Annotated in this window: 13 protein-coding genes and 2 other annotated features; of the genes, 5 read left to right on the top strand and 8 right to left on the bottom strand. The window is 47.3% G+C overall.

The features are described from left to right. Positions 1–336: 336 nt before the first annotated feature. Positions 337–516, top strand: a complete 180-nt coding sequence (locus tag AB840_RS13730) for a hypothetical protein (protein ID WP_048515414.1) — start codon at positions 337–339, stop codon at positions 514–516. A 257-nt stretch (positions 517–773) separates the two neighbouring features. Here the strand turns inward: AB840_RS13730 and AB840_RS13735 are convergent, their stop codons facing one another. From AB840_RS13735 to AB840_RS13745, 3 genes are all read right to left on the bottom strand, one after another. Continuing rightward, positions 774–962 (bottom strand): hypothetical protein, encoded by a 189-nt coding sequence (locus tag AB840_RS13735; protein WP_053078197.1) that lies wholly within the window; start codon positions 960–962, stop codon positions 774–776. A gap of 140 nt (positions 963–1102) precedes the next feature. Continuing rightward, on the bottom strand, positions 1103–2320 hold the full coding sequence (locus AB840_RS13740) for an MFS transporter (protein ID WP_048515415.1): 1218 nt from the start codon (positions 2318–2320) through the stop codon (positions 1103–1105). A gap of 74 nt (positions 2321–2394) precedes the next feature. Beyond that, on the bottom strand, positions 2395–3387 hold the full coding sequence (locus AB840_RS13745) for a bile acid:sodium symporter family protein (RefSeq protein WP_048515425.1): 993 nt from the start codon (positions 3385–3387) through the stop codon (positions 2395–2397). An 85-nt stretch (positions 3388–3472) separates the two neighbouring features. Further along, positions 3473–3736: a binding site (T-box leader), on the bottom strand. 304 nt (positions 3737–4040) lie between these two features. On the opposite strand from AB840_RS13745, the gene AB840_RS13750 reads away from it, so the two are divergent. Together AB840_RS13750 and AB840_RS13755 are read left to right on the top strand one after the other, a co-directional pair. Further along, entirely contained in the window at positions 4041–4928 is an 888-nt protein-coding gene (locus tag AB840_RS13750) for a radical SAM protein (RefSeq protein WP_048515416.1), read from the top strand. A gap of 16 nt (positions 4929–4944) precedes the next feature. After that, on the top strand, positions 4945–5571 hold the full coding sequence (locus AB840_RS13755; RefSeq protein WP_048515417.1) for a hypothetical protein: 627 nt from the start codon (positions 4945–4947) through the stop codon (positions 5569–5571). A gap of 151 nt (positions 5572–5722) precedes the next feature. On the opposite strand, the gene ilvD is transcribed toward AB840_RS13755, so the two are convergent. The 5 genes from ilvD to AB840_RS13780 all read right to left on the bottom strand — a co-directional run bounded on the left by ilvD (position 5723) and on the right by AB840_RS13780 (position 12340). Next, the gene (gene ilvD, locus AB840_RS13760) at positions 5723–7375 is read right to left on the bottom strand and encodes a dihydroxy-acid dehydratase (RefSeq protein WP_048515418.1); all 1653 of its coding nucleotides are present in this window, start codon (positions 7373–7375) and stop codon (positions 5723–5725) included. Positions 7376–7420: 45 nt separating this feature from the next. Beyond that, complete coding sequence (ilvN, locus tag AB840_RS13765) at positions 7421–7924, bottom strand: acetolactate synthase small subunit (RefSeq protein ID WP_200809996.1); 504 nt, start codon at positions 7922–7924, stop codon at positions 7421–7423. Continuing rightward, positions 7921–9618 (bottom strand): biosynthetic-type acetolactate synthase large subunit, encoded by a 1698-nt coding sequence (gene ilvB, locus AB840_RS13770; protein ID WP_048515419.1) that lies wholly within the window; start codon positions 9616–9618, stop codon positions 7921–7923. The genes ilvN and ilvB overlap by 4 nt, the downstream gene beginning before the upstream one ends. Positions 9619–9650: 32 nt before the next feature. Next, on the bottom strand, positions 9651–10658 hold the full coding sequence (gene ilvC / locus AB840_RS13775) for a ketol-acid reductoisomerase (RefSeq protein ID WP_048515420.1): 1008 nt from the start codon (positions 10656–10658) through the stop codon (positions 9651–9653). Between the two features lie 102 nt (positions 10659–10760). Further along, positions 10761–11005 (bottom strand) — a binding site (T-box leader). 102 nt (positions 11006–11107) lie between these two features. Continuing rightward, a complete protein-coding gene (locus AB840_RS13780; RefSeq protein WP_048515421.1) occupies positions 11108–12340 on the bottom strand; it encodes an ATP-binding protein in 1233 nt (410 codons plus the stop codon). 326 nt (positions 12341–12666) lie between these two features. Here AB840_RS13780 and AB840_RS13785 point away from each other — a divergent pair, with 326 nt between their 5' ends. Together AB840_RS13785 and ilvA are read left to right on the top strand one after the other, a co-directional pair. Next, the gene (locus AB840_RS13785; RefSeq protein WP_048515422.1) at positions 12667–13974 is read left to right on the top strand and encodes an L-cysteine desulfidase family protein; all 1308 of its coding nucleotides are present in this window, start codon (positions 12667–12669) and stop codon (positions 13972–13974) included. A gap of 414 nt (positions 13975–14388) precedes the next feature. Continuing rightward, positions 14389–15609, top strand: coding sequence for a threonine ammonia-lyase (gene ilvA, locus AB840_RS13790; RefSeq protein WP_048515423.1), 1221 nt, complete (start codon positions 14389–14391; stop codon positions 15607–15609). Position 15610: the final 1 nt, after the last annotated feature.

A 15610-nucleotide genomic window follows, 5' to 3' on the forward strand; every position in this document is an offset into this window, starting at 1 on the left:
AGATAGGACCGAACACGTCCTTCAGCGCTATCTGCATGTCTTCCTGCGTCTTCGGCTGGTATTGTTCCATGATGAGCTTGGCGATTGCCTGGCCTTTCTCACTCGGGTTTCTACGTTTCTTCATCAGTGCTGTACTCAATTCCTTTCAACCTGCTTTCTGATAGTGTACCGCACCTCGACAAAAAAATGAAGTGCGTAAGTTAGTAAATTGGTTACCGGTAACTTACACACTTCATTTTACACTCCCTCAAAGAAAAACAAGAATTTTTATTCCGCATCACATAGTGCTATAATTTGCTTGCAGCAAAATAGTTTTACTGTAATCAGGAGGCCGCCATGAATATATATGATAAAATCCTACAAGGAGCATACGATCATGTACACGCAGCTCCCGACGTTATTTATCATAAATATACAGATCTGCAGCTGGCTAACCTGTATACGGCCGCCGGCATGACCGGTAATATTTCAGATGATCCATACCACCGGTGCCGCAAATGTCATCATAAGCGGTGATATGGGCCAGATCACCAGTCCGTCCCCAACAGATGGACTGCAGAACTTTGCCGCCCATTTACTCCGGGACGGCGGCTTTTCTGAACAGCAGGTCCGCCTGATGCTGTCAGAAAATCCACAAAACCTTTTACAACACTGAAATAAAGACACCATGCCCAAGTGATCTCCCACTCGTGACATGGTGTCCTTATATTATAATAAAATATACAATTACTCCCTCTTACAAAAACCAACACAGTCAATATCGCATTTTGTCATCATTCTGCCGCAGTGATGCCGAATTCCGGCGCATATTGTATTATTCCTTCCATAAAAGGCATCCGGTCCTGCAGACTGCAGACCATGAAGTTTTTCGGCGGTATGTCAAACAGGGCTTGAATGCCATACCGGCCTGCCGGCACATATCCCAACCGGGGATAATATACCTGACTGCCCAAAACGATCACGCTTTTGTATTCCTATACAACCTATACAGGTATATTTAGTATACCATATGATGCCCCATAAATATATGCCATACCGAATGCTCCGCAACGCACACAGCCTGATTTTCCGGTAGGGAAAATCAGGCCGTGTGTCGTTTTGATCAAACCTCGGCGTGGCGCGGCTGTGTTTCCTTCATGACAATGGCAACTCCAAAAAGCACCGCTTCAAAGGTAACTACCATGATATCCAGGGCCGCCGCATAGCCCAGCGTACTTGTCAGAATTCCCATCAGCGGTCCCGAGAAAAACGACAGGAAATAGCTGGAAGCACCTACAATTCCCGTTGCTAAGCCGATTTGCGCGGTGCTGACACCGTCCTGAGCAATTGTATATCCGAGCACATAAATGGCATGGAGACCAATCCCCATCATGGCCCCAACAACGTACAGCACGTATGAGGTCTGAGGAATGACATGAAAAATCAATATGGCACACAGTGTATTTAAAGCGGCTAAAAACAAGATCATCGGTTTACGCCCAAACCGATCGGCAAAAAATCCCAGAAGCACGCCGCTCAAGCCGCCGATTCCATAAATTGTCCCGAAAAACTGTCCTGCTTCGGCAGCACTGAACCCTTTATAAGTCATAAACAAATACGGCCCCATGGATGCAAAGCCCCAATAAGGGATAATATTTAAAATCTGGATCAACACACCCAGCCATACAACTTTATTGAATCCGACAGTACGAAGCGCTTCGATAAGATGAATCCGTTTAACCTGTTTCGAAGCATCCGTATATTTCGAACGAAGCCCGATTACCAGGAGAAGGCCAAAGACGACAGTGACCATTCCCATGTGCAGCAGACCCGTACTCCATGCCCCAGTCCGTTCCAGGCTCCAGCCATAATAACTCGGCCCGGCATAGGCTCCGATAGAGTAAAAGGTCATCATCAGACCATTCAACATCGCTCGGGCAGCGGGAAAAATAGAACCAGCGACAGAATACATGACAATATTCCAGCAGCCTTCAGCCATGCCAAAGGCTACCCGCCAGAAAGCCGCCTCAAAAAAAGTCTCCGATGTCGTAACCATGGCAGTCATAATTCCCAGTCCCAGCATGCCCATAACAAGCATTCTTTTACGGCCAAACCGATCTGCCAGATAGCCTGCCGGAATATCAATAAGGGCCTGCCCCAATGTAAAAATAGTCCCAATCGTACCCAATTGTACCGTTGTCAAGGCCAGTTGAGAAGCAACGGCTTTCAAACCAACGCCAAAGGATAAGCGGTTAGCAGAATAAAATGCGTACCCTACGGCTAATAAAAACAGTTGCAACCAAATGATTTTTTTGATTTTCCACGGAGATGTATTTGACATGCGAACTACCTCTTTTATTTATTATATGGATCCACTATGTTCCGTATCCCGGCAGCCAAGGCCAACCGGCAGAACTAGTGCTGTCCAGGTACCACCTGTTCTCGAACGTGAGCCTTCGCCATCTGTTCTTCTTTTTTATCCATATGCCGGGCAAATATTCCAGCGAGAATGGATCCTGTCACCTGATGAATCGCCGCACCTACGGCAGCCGGAATGGCCACAGCCGGTGTAAAGAATACCGATACAAGTGAAATCGCTAACGCGTCGTTCTGCATGCCGACCTCCAAGGTAACGGAATGCTGCTGCCGTTTGCCCAGACCCAATTTACCGGTCACGACATACCCAAATATAAATCCGAGAAGATTATGCAGCAAAACCATAACGACAACAAACGCTCCTAATTCAACAATTTTAGCACCATTAATAGCAATAACACCACCCACAATAGTCAGTACAGCAAAGGCCGAGATGAGTACCAATACTTTAGAAAACTGAACTAAATAAGCTTCTCCGATAATGCGATGAACGGCCAGTCCCAATACCAACGGAAGAAGTATAACTTTCATAACGGTCATAGCCATGGCAATAAACGAAACCTCAACCCATTGTCCTGCCAATGCCCAGACGATAAAGGGCATCATGACCGGCGCCAGCAGTGTTGAAACCGTCGTGATGGAAACGGCCAGTGGCACATCACCTTTGGCCAGAAAGCTCATAACGTTAGAGGCTGTCCCACTGGGGCAGGAACCTAAAAGAATCATGCCGACAGCCAGTTCACCGGATAATCCAAATGCCATAACCAATCCATAGGCAATAAGAGGCATAATCACGTAATGGGCGGTACAGCCTATCAATACTTCTTTAGGCCGTTGAAATACCAGCTTAAAATCACTGGCATGCAATGTCATTCCCATACCAAACATGACTACGCCGAGCAGCAATACCGTGTTGGGCACTGCCCACAAAAAAGCTCCCGGCATTACATAAGCCCAGGCCACCACGGCCAGTACGATATACGTCAAATAGGCTCCGACAAAACGACTCACTTTTCCAATTATGTTCATCATACAATTTTCCCCTTTCAAAACACCCCTGAATATCATCTGCAAATACAAAAACAAGCTGATAAAACAAAAAATACCTTGCCTCTTTAAAAGAGACAAAGTATGTATACTTTGCGGTACCACTCTTATTGCCATATGAATACTCATATGACCACTTTTACGGACATCTCCGGACATTGCCTTTTAATGCCTGACAAGATAACGGTTGTCTGCCGGCTGTTCCTACTTGTGAATGCGTTCGGGCAGCTGCTCCTGGGTGAGTTCAAGCCGTGTTTCCATTCTGTCTCTCAGCCTCCGACAGATTCTCTGTTATTTCCGCACCGGCCTTACTACTCCCAATCAACACTGTTTTGTATTTGTTAGGCTTAATTATACTAACCGGCATTACATTAGTCAAGAAATTTTTTAAGATATTTTTCTTCATTTCGTTCAAAGTTAAATGTTTTACTTTATATTTTTAAACAATGAAACGTTTTATTAAAAAATTTTATAAGGTATTTTATCTGCTTTTCATATATAGTTTTAGGTTATAATCGGTAATATTTTATAGATATGTGTAATGCAAACGCCTGCCATGGCCTTTTTATGGAAAAAGGTGTTTTCATGATATATAACCGTGTATAATATAATTAATCAAAAAAGAAAGGATGATTTTTATGATGATTGATGATGCCGGCGGACTTGTCTTCCGTCCACCCAGTGAAGCGCGCAGTTTTATTCTTCGTGTAACCATCGGCTGTTCTCATAATATGTGCACATTTTGTGCGATGTACAAGGATTCCGTATACCGTGTCCGCTCGTTGGAGGAAATCGACGGAATTATTGAACGCGGCGCAGCGGCTATGCCCTTTATCCGACGCATATTTCTTGCCGATGGAGATGCTCTTGTATTACCAACAGACAGCTTGCTTCATATTTTAAAAAAATGTTACGATACCTTTCCCAATATCACACGAATCGGGGCCTATGCCACTCCGGCCGACCTCAATCGCAAATCACCGGAGGATCTGAAACGTCTCCATGAAGCCGGTTTGGGTATTTTATATTTGGGAATCGAAAGCGGTGACGACACTGTCCTCAAGCATGTCAAAAAAGGAACTACAGCTGCCTTAACCATACAAGCCGGAAAGAAGGCTCTTGATGCCGGTATGAAGCTTTCGACCATGATTCTGTTAGGCTTGGGCGGACAGGAGCGGACAGTCGAGCATGCACTCCACACGGCCGAAGTCGTATCGGCTATTAACCCGACCATGCTCAGCGCCTTATCCCTCATTATTCCCAAAAACGTACCGCTGTATCAAGATGTACAGCAGGGAACGTTTACACCGTTAACGGCACGAGGTTTTTTAAAGGAACTAGATATGATTCTGCGTCATACGACTATGATCAAGCCCTGTATTTTCCGCAGCAATCATGTATCCAACCTTCTTCCCATCGGCGGTACCCTGCCCATGGACAAGGAAGCTATGCTGTCTTCTCTGGAGGCCTATATCCCCCGTGAAGATGATACTACTCCTCTTTTGAACGACAACGGAAACTTCTAGACAGGAGGTCTTATTCATGAAACGAACGCTACTAATTCTCGTTACTTTTATGCTGATGCTCACGGCAGTCTGTTCTGCCGCCGAGCCCCGTTTTGACAATATGCGCACCGTGCTTATCGTTAATACGGCACAGCGGGACTATGCGGCTCAATTTATGAAAAAACGGCTTGTGCAGCCTTTCCGGATTCCTTATTGGAATCGCATGGAAACCTCGGAAGTCCTGTCACCTGCCGATGTTACTCTTGCCACAATGCGCGCCTTATCGCAAACGTATCATGCCGATATCGTTGTAACCCCCATCGTCCGTACCTGGTACTGGAATCAATATCACCTGTTTCTCCGAGGCGATGATGATGAAATCATGACAGACTGCATGTACAACTTGACGGTCTATGCCTATAACCGCAAAGACGATACGCTCAAAAGCTACAGCTCTTATGGCCGGGAACGGGATTCCATCTCCGTACTGAACGATCCTGATACCATATTGAGAAAGGCCATGAATGAAATTATGAAAAAGCTTCCTTATAAACGTATTCCTACGGATTTAGAAACACCAGGTGTGATACCGTCGCCGCTGCAAGTCAAAGAAACCGATGGCGGTGCCCGGATTTTGATCAATACATCCCCGGCAGCCATCTGATACCGTATAACGCAAACAACCCGGTAAGAGCCGACACGCTTTTACCGGGTTGTTCGCGTCATACAGACGATGTTTTAATGGTTCCGATTGACCGATGCCAATAGAAAACTTATAGTATATACTACATCAATCTTCATAATTTTTTCTTTTATTATTGTAATACGGCCCCCGTATTCGCTGACGTGACAAGACGAGCGTACCGAGATAAATATCCCGTTTTCACCTTGGGCTCCGGCTGTGTCCATGCAGCCTTTCGTCTGGCCAGCTCTGCTTCACTGACTTTCAGCTCCAGCTTACGATTGGGAATATCAATCCCGATAATATCCCCGTCCTGAATAAGAGCGATCGGACCGCCCTCCATGGCCTCCGGAGAAATATGACCAATACAGGCACCGCGGCTGGCACCGCTGAAACGTCCATCCGTCAATAAGGCGACCTTCAATCCCATACCGGTAATGACCGCCGTAGGGTTGAGCATTTCTCGCATACCCGGTCCGCCTTTAGGCCCTTCATACCGAATGACGACAACATTTCCTTCCTGTATGTCACCGTCCATAATGGCCTTGATGGCTGCTTCCTCTGAATTATAGCATTTAGCCGTTCCCGTATAGGTGAGTAAGTCCGTATCTACGGCACTTTCCTTGATAACAGAGCCATCAGGAGCCAGATTTCCTGTCAAAATGGCAATACCGCCTTTATGCATATATGCATTTTCCACAGAATGAATGACTTCCGGCCGTTCAATAGCAGCAGCCTTGATGCGGTCTTGTATTGTCCCTGTGACGGTCCGGGCACCGGTATGAATAATATCCAATTTTGTCAGTTCCTTCATAACCGCACAAATTCCGCCGGCTTCATTCAGATCCTGCATATGATAGGTGCCGCCCGGGCTCATCTTGCAGATATAGGCCGCCTTCCTGCTTATTTCGTCAAATACAGCCAGTGGCAGAGGCAGTCCAGCTTCGTGCGCAATAGCCGGCAGATGCAGTACCGTATTGGTAGAGCCACCGATAGCCATATCGACGGCAATAGCATTCTCAAAGGCTTCCCGCGTCATGATATCCCGAGGCCGGATGTCTTTTTTGACCAAATCCATAACGACAGCGCCGGCTTTTTTAGCCAGCATGCGGCGAGCGCCAAAATAGGCCGCAGGGATAGTCCCGTTGCCGGGAAGTCCCATTCCCAATACCTCCGTCATGCAGTTCATTGTATTGGCCGTAAACAAACCTGAGCAGGACCCACAGCCGGGACACGCCTTGCATTCCATATCAGCCATTTCTTCCGGTGTCATCTTTCCCGACTCCACTTTTCCGGCGGCCTCAAACATAGTGCTGACACTGATGTCCTTTCCCTTGTACCTGCCGGCCAGCATAGGACCGCCGCTGACAACAACAGTAGGTATATTGACCCGCCCTGCTGCCATAAGCATCCCCGGCACGATTTTATCACAGTTCGGGATCATGACCAACCCATCAAAGGCATGTCCGTTGGCCATAGCTTCAATGGAATCACAGATCAATTCTCTGCTGGCCAGCGGATATTTCATTCCATCATGTCCCATGGCAATGCCGTCACAGATACCGATTGCCGGAAATTCGACAGGCATACCGCCGGCGGCGGCAATTCCCAACTTCACTGCATCCGCAATTTCCCGCAGGTGAATATGACCGGGAATGATTTCATTAAACGCATTGACAACGCCAATCATGGGCTTGCTCAGTTCTTCATCGGTGTATCCCATGGCATGGAACAAGGTCCGGTGAGCCGTACGGGTTACTCCTTTTTTCACAATATCACTACGCATTTTTCTAATCCCTTCTTTATGTGTTTTTTTACTTCAGATGTACGGTTACATTTCTTTCACCGGAACGACACCGCGAGATATAGCAATCTGGCCGGTCCGGGCAATTTCAATGATCTCATAATCAGCCAGCATTTTCAGCAGCGCTTCAATATGGTCCTCCCGGCCTGTAAGACGAAACACCAGAGATTCCCGCTGTACGTCGACAACCTTGGCATGAAAGAGTCTGGCCAGATTGGTCAATTCTTCACGAACGCCGGCAGCTGTACATTTGACTTTGATCATGGCCAGTTCATAACCGACAAAAGGAGCTGCATCCAGATTGACAACTTTTATGACGTCTATGAGCTTTGCCAGCTGCTTGATCGCCTGATCCAATTCCCAATCTGTTTCAACAGACACGACAATATTGATGCGGGTCACATCCGCCTCTTCCGTGTATCCGGCATTGATGCATTCAATGTTGATCGCCCGGCGGCTGATCAGACCGGCCACGTGGGTCAGCACCCCCGGCTTATTATCGGCTAAAATAGCCAAGTGCCGTCTCATCATGCGTCCACACCTCCCAATACCATTTCATCCAATCGTTTTCCCCCCGGCACCATAGGATAGACGTTTTCATCTTCAGGGATGAAGACGTCCAGCAATGCCGGCCCGGAAACTGCAAACAAAGTGTCCAATGCCGCTGGCAACTCTGCTGGTTCCCGGACCGAAAATCCCGGAACACCCATCGCTTTTGTCAAGGTCGGCAAATCTGGATTATCCCGAATGACCGACTGTGAATAATGTCCGTCATAAAACATACGCTGCCACTGATTAACCATACCCAGAACATTGTTGTGGACAACAATAACTTTGACATCAATCCCATATTTATGCAATGTCGCAAATTCCTGACAGTTCATCATGATACTGCCGTCACCGGTAAAAAGGATTATTTGCTTGTCCGGACAGGCTACCTTGGCTCCCATCGCAGCGGGAAGTCCAAAGCCCATCGTCCCCAAACCACCTGATGAAATAAAATGCCGCGGCCGCTGTACCGGGAAAAACTGTGCTGTCCACATCTGATGCTGTCCCACATCCGTAACGATGAAGGCATCTTCATCAGTCCGGCGGCTTACTTCTTCAAATAGAACCTGCGGCGATACGGCATGCGCCATACGGCGAGTCGCAAAGGGGTGGCTTTGTTTCATGTCCAGAACGGTTATCCGCCAGTCTGCTTGCCGAGCTGTAAAATCAACAGCGCTTTGCGATACTTTACGGGAAAAAAGCGGCAGAGACCAACGCAAATCTCCGTTTATACTGATATCAGCACGAACGATTTTATTGATTTCCACTTTATCAATATCAAAGTGGACAATCTGTGCGTTCGGAGCAAAATTTTCTACATCGCAGGTCACACGATCATCAAAACGTGCGCCGACAGCTATGAGAAGATCACAGTTTGTAACCGCCATATTCGCCGCATAGGAACCATGCATGCCGACCATTCCCAGATGCGCGTCGTAGGTATCAGCGACAGCGCCTTTACCCATCAGTGTCGTAACGACAGGAATCCGGGTTTTTTCCACGATTTCCCGCAGCGGCTCGGCCATACCCGACAGGATAACACCGCCACCGGTCAGCAAAACCGGGCACGCTGACTGTTCCAAAGCAGCAGCCGCCTTATCGATATCATAGGCCTGTCCGGTATAGGTACCGCTATAGCCGCGCAAATGCACGACTTCTGGGTATTCATACTCAAATACCGTATCAAAAATATCCTTGGCTACATCGACAAGAACCGGTCCCGGCCGGCCCGTGGAAGCAATATAAAAGGCTTCCTTCAACACACGCGGCAGCTCTGCCGCGTGTTTTACCAGATAATTATGTTTGGTAACCGGCGTCGTAATGCCGGAAATATCTGCTTCCTGAAAAGAATCACGGCCAATAAGCGATGTGGCGACCTGGCCGCTGATAATAACCAGAGGGATGGAATCCATGTTTGCGGTCGCAATACCGGTGACCATGTTGCAGACACCGGGACCGGAGGTAGCAAAGCAGACTCCGGTTCTGCCAGACGCACGAGCATAGCCATCGGCACCATGAATAGCTGCCTGTTCATGACCGGTCAGGATATGCGGAAATTTATGTTTGTATAGTTCATCATATAGTGTCAGCACGGTGCCGCCCGGATAACCGAAGACTACCTGTACAGATTCTTGTTTCAAGCATTCGATGACAGCCTGTGCGCCCGTCATTTTCATGGTGCATCCCTCTTTTCATGTAGCGTTTTGTATTAATCTTCCTGATGGGTATGGAGCCAGGACATCATGCCGCGAAGCTTGCTGCCCACTTTTTCCAGCGGATGTTCCGCATGCTGCCGGCGCATTGCCAGGAAATGAGCCCGTCCGCCAGCTTTATTTTCAAGAAGCCAGTCTTTGGCAAAGGTACCATCCTGAATATCTTTCAAAACCTGCTGCATCGCTTTCTTGGAGTCCTGCGTAACAACCTTCGGCCCTGCCGTATAATCACCGTACTCCGCCGTATCACTGATAGACTTGCGCATCTTGGCCATACCGCCTTCGTACATGAGATCAACGATAAGCTTCATTTCATGAAAGCATTCAAAATATGCGATTTCCGGCTGATAGCCTGCTTCACACAGTGTTTCAAAGCCGTTTGTGATGAGCTGGCAGATGCCGCCGCAAAGAACTGCCTGTTCCCCAAAAAGATCCGTTTCCGTTTCTTCCTGAAAGGTCGTCTGAATGACGCCGGCACGAGTTCCACCGATACCGCGGGCATAAGCCAGAGCTACATCAAAGCATTTCCCCGTTGCGTCCTGTTCAACGGCAAACACATCGGGAACTCCGCCGCCTTCGGCAAAGGTACGGCGTACAAGATGACCCGGACCCTTCGGCGCTACCATAAAAACATCAACATCAGCCGGCGGCACGATTTGCTTGAAATGTACATTGAAACCATGGGCAAATGCCAAAGCGCTTCCTGATTTCAGATGGGGCGCAATTTCTGTTTTATATACATCGGCTTGTTTTTCATCAGGAATAAGAACCATCGTGACATCCGCTTCCGCTACCGCTTCCGCCACTGATTTTACTTCCAGGCCGGCTTTCCGTGCCGTTTCAACAGATTGGCTTCCCTTATACAAGCCGACCACCACGTCGACTCCGCTGTCCTTTAAATTCAATGCATGGGCATGACCCTGACTGCCATAGCCTACGACGGCTACCTTTTTCCCTTTCATAACATCCCAGTTTACATCTTGATCGTAAAATACTTTTGCCATTTGAACATCTCTCCTTTTTATAAAAAACTTATACAAAACGATATATATTCTTTGTTGGCTTTAGAGATCTTCTGAAAAGGCGACAAAAAATCCGTCCCTCTAATGAGGGACGGATTATAATTCCGCGATACCACCCTGATTCCCAACGACATTTCTGCTGCTGAGCGCTCTACAACGTACCAACATACGCGTTTCCTATAACGTGGAAAATTCGTTAATGCTTAATAAAAAATTCAGCATTACTCTTCAGGGAGGATTTTCGTATGGATGCAATTACCGGCTCTCACCACCCGCCGGCTCTCTGTAAATTGACTGAACATACTACTCTTTCCCGTCAACAGATTTTTCAGTATGCTTTTTCTTGAAAAGCTTGAACACATTCTACAAAATGCAGAACCATTTGTCAATACTCTTGCTTAACTTTTTTAAAATTTCCTTCAGTTAAACGTTTATTTTTTATTTCCTAAATACCATTTCACAAACTGCCGGGCAATTCGCCCATTTCTTCCGGAATGTTCCATTTCCCAGCGTACGCCCTGAATACGCAGGTCCTCTTTCGAAAGAGATACACCTGCTTTTTCCAATTCATGCGCAATAATTTGTAAATATTCTTCCTGCGTCGGTGCCGCATAATGCAGAATCAGGCCAAATCGGTCTGACAGCGAAATGGACTCATTAGTACTGTCATCCCGATACACCTCTTCCATATCATCCCTGCGTTCATGCCAAGTCTCCTTCAGGAGATGGCGCCGGTTGGATGTCGCATACAAAAGGACATTGTCTGGCTGCGGTGTAACCCCGCCATCCATAGCGGATTTCAGATATTTATATTCCGTTTCATTTTCATCAAAGGATAAATCATCAAAAAAAAGAATAAATTTTTTACTCTTAACATTGCATAATTTCTCAAGAATTTCTGGCAGGTGTGCCAATTGTCCGCGCCCGATCTGAATAAGACGCAGCCCCAATCCAGCGTACCGGCAAACGAGAGATTTGACAGCTGTCGACTTTCCGGTCCCTCTGGCACCGGTCAAAAGCACATTATTGCAATCCTTGCCAGCCATAAAATTCTCTGTATTAGACAACAATCTTGCTTTTTGTGCTTCGTAACCGATAAGATCCGCCCAATCAAAATAAGGGAACGACTCAATCCCTACCAACTCGCCTGATTCCCGGACCCTAAAAGCAATATATTTTGCCAGTTTTCCTCTGCCATGTACAGTATAATGATGCAAAACAATCTGGGCCGCTTCAGCCGGCCCCGCACACAGTCCAAGCGCCGCATCCAATGCCGCTATAGCCGGATAGGTCCGAGGATATGCCGGTTTATACGCATCAAATAACGTATATGTCATAAAGTCGGACGGTTTCTTACTGAGATACGGCCAAAGAATATTCATATCCCGGAGCATGGCCTGCTCCAATCCCGTATCAAAAGTTCCCGAATATTCAATAGAAGCTGCCGCAATATTATTTCCCTCTCCCAGCAAATATAACAAATATTGCCGCAGTACATTTCCCGAAAGGCCCAGCGTTTCTGCCTTCTCCAGCATCTGACCGGCCGCCTGACCGGCTGCAGCTTCGTCACTGGGATCAGAAACAAAATTCATGACCGCCTGTAGCAGCGGATCAGAAAGAAAATCACGGCATACTATCAACCCCCGTACATTCAATCGCATCATCCTAACATCCCCTCCATATCATAATACTTGACACACACGGTCTCGTCGATCAAAAATACCTCCCGACAGCTTGCGACTTATCCCCCATTATAGGAAAGGAAAAATCTACTGTCAAGAAAGACCTGCCTACAACACGAAGAACACGATTGCAATCTCTCTTTTCAATACCCAAACACCCCCAAGAAAAAATCCCTGCGCACTGCGGCAAAGCATACTACATACGCATGGTTAAGCCGTTTATGGACTATTTCGCTATTATCGTTTATAATAAATAAAGAAAAGGCATAGACAATAGCCGTTCAAAATTGGGGTTAGGAGTGAATGATATGAAGGAAGCGCGAGACTGGAACCGTATGATAGACATATTAAAAAAGGAGGTCGTCCCTGCTACGGGATGCACAGAACCCATCTCTCTGGCATTTGCATCTGCCGTTGCCGCGGAAAAATTAGGGATTCCCGTCCGCAGAATTGAAGCCAGAGTCTCTGCTAACATGATGAAAAACGGAATGGGCGTATACGTGCCGGGAACCGGTATGCCCGGTCTCTACATCGCCGCTGCCGTAGGTGCAGCCGGTGGTGATCCCACAGCGGGACTGCAGGTACTGAAAAATTTATCTCCCGCGGCTGTTGACAAAGCTAAAAAACTAGTTGCTGATGGTCAAGTCACTGTAGATATTGCTGATGTTCCCAATATTCTTTATTCAGAATCCAAGGTATATGGAGACGGTCATACTGTCCGCGTCTGCATTGCCGACAATCACACGCATGTAATCCGCATCGAACGGGATGATAACGTCATCTTCCGTATTCCGGAATCCAACAATGCCGGAAGCGATCCGGAAACGACATTTTTAAATAATCTTACGCTGGAAGATATTTATGTTTTTGCCACCCAATCCCCTCTTGCTGATATTGCCTTCATCAAGGAAGCCGCTACCCTAAACACGGCTCTGGCCGAAGCCGGTTTGACGCAGGACTACGGTCATCGTGTCGGTGCCACAATGAATAAGGAAATAAAAACAGGCTTTTTGAGCGAAGCCCTGCAAAATCTTGTTATCATGTATACCGCCAGTGCGTCTGACGCTCGTATGGGCGGCGCTCCTCTGCCAGCTATGACCAACTCTGGGTCAGGCAATCAAGGTATTACAGCGACGATGCCTGTCGTCGTCACGGCAAAAAAGATGGGGGCCTCGGATGAACAACTTATTCGCGCCTTGACCTTATCTCATTTAATTGCGATCTATATCCACAGCTTCCTGCCCCGCCTGTCTGCCCTTTGCGCAGCCGGAACAGCAGCTATCGGTGCGGCTGCCGGAATGGTCTGGCTGCTGGGCGGCACGTTGGAACAGATCAAAAGCGTCGTCTCCAACATGGCCGGCGACCATATCGGCATGGTCTGCGACGGGGCCGCCAACAGCTGTACTATGAAAGTCGCCACATCCTGTGATGCCGCCTGCCGGGCGGTTATGCTTGCGCTTCACAACATCTGCGTTACCGGAAACGAGGGCCTTGTCAGCCACGACGCAGACGAAACCATCCGTAATATCGGCAGTTTGGCAGAAAAAGGAATGCAGGAAACAGACCGGGAAATCCTCCGCATTATGCTAAATAAAAACAAAAGCGGCTCTAGATAGGGCAGACCCAAAAACAGCAAAGACTACAGCAGATGGCATCTGCTGTAGTCTTTTTATGTATCTTGACAATGCACATTATTCATTTATTGATTGTGTTTTATACTGATATAGAATACATCTCTCACATACATCAGTATGTCTCTCATGGAAAGACTGCGTTTTAATTGTCCGTATTTTTTTTAATGTTTTTGAATTTATATTTATTTTTTATGTAAATTATCTGATATTTTCGTCTTTTTTATTATTTTTAATCATTTTTTAAGTAAGTCATTCTACCATGTATTTCCATTGACAATGGACATTAAAAAGGAGTATTCTAAACATGTAAATAAGAGATGATTGTCATGTATATAATTCATTAATATTTTACTCTTTTTTCATGCACTTTATCTAATCATAATCAAGGAGGAACACATGAGCGAGGAACAAGTTACGTTAAAAATGATTCAGGAAGCACGGGAACGACTCAACGGGGTCGCTCAGAAAACCGGATTATCCTTTACTAATTCGGTCAGTGATTTGGCAGGCTGCAATGTCTATTTGAAACTGGAAAATCTGCAGCGGACGGGATCGTTCAAACTGCGCGGCGCGTACAATAAAGTGGCCGCGCTTACCCCGGAAGAACGGGACAAAGGTGTCATTGCCGCCTCTGCCGGAAATCATGCCCAAGGCGTCGCTCTGGCTGCCAGCGTCTACGGCTGTCAGTCCACCATCTGCATGCCCAGGCATGCGCCGCTTACCAAAGTTGCCGCGACACGGGGCTACGGGGCCAATGTAGTTCTGCACGGAGATTTCTTTGACGAGGCCGCTGCCAAAGCCGTAGCCTTGACAAAGGAACATGGCTATACCTTTGTTCATCCGTTCAATGATCCCCTCGTCATTGCCGGTCAGGGAACCATTTCTCTGGAAATTCTGGAAGAGCTTCCCGATGTGGATGTTATCGTAGCCCCCATTGGTGGCGGCGGACTGATTTCAGGGCTTGCCATAGCGGCTAAAAGTATAAATCCGAAAATCAAAATTATCGGCGTGCAGACGGAAAACATGCCCTCTATGAAAGACTCCATCACGCAGGGACACATTCTGACGGTCAATGGCAAGGCCAGCTTGGCAGACGGCATTACCGTCAAAACACCAGGGGACTTGACCTATGAAATCTGCCAAAAATATGTGGATGATATCGTAACTGTCGATGAAACGGAAATCGCCGGCGCAATCCTCTGGCTGCTGGAACGGGTCAAGGCGGTAGCGGAAGGGGCCGGTGCCGTACCGGTCGCCGCTTTGATGAACGGTAAAATTGCGGGCATTCGCAACAAAAAAGTGGCGGCATTGGTCAGTGGCGGCAACATTGATGTAAATAACATGACCCGCGTCATCAACAGCGGGCTGATCCGCTCCTGGCGCAAGGTCTTCTTTGAAACAGTTGTGCCGGACCAGCCGGGTGAACTGGTCAAATTGCTCACGCTCATCTCTGACTCCAATGCCAATGTTCTTTCCATTACGCATGAACGGAGCCAGCACGGTATCAGTATGGGCTGCACAGCGGTATCCTTTGAACTGGAAACAGCCAATGAAAAACATGTGGAACGCTTGATGGATGTATTTAAAGATAATCACTATCATGTTACCTTAAAATAGT

It is taken from the genome of Megasphaera cerevisiae DSM 20462 (assembly GCF_001045675.1).
Classification (GTDB): Bacteria; Bacillota; Negativicutes; order Veillonellales; family Megasphaeraceae; genus Megasphaera; species Megasphaera cerevisiae.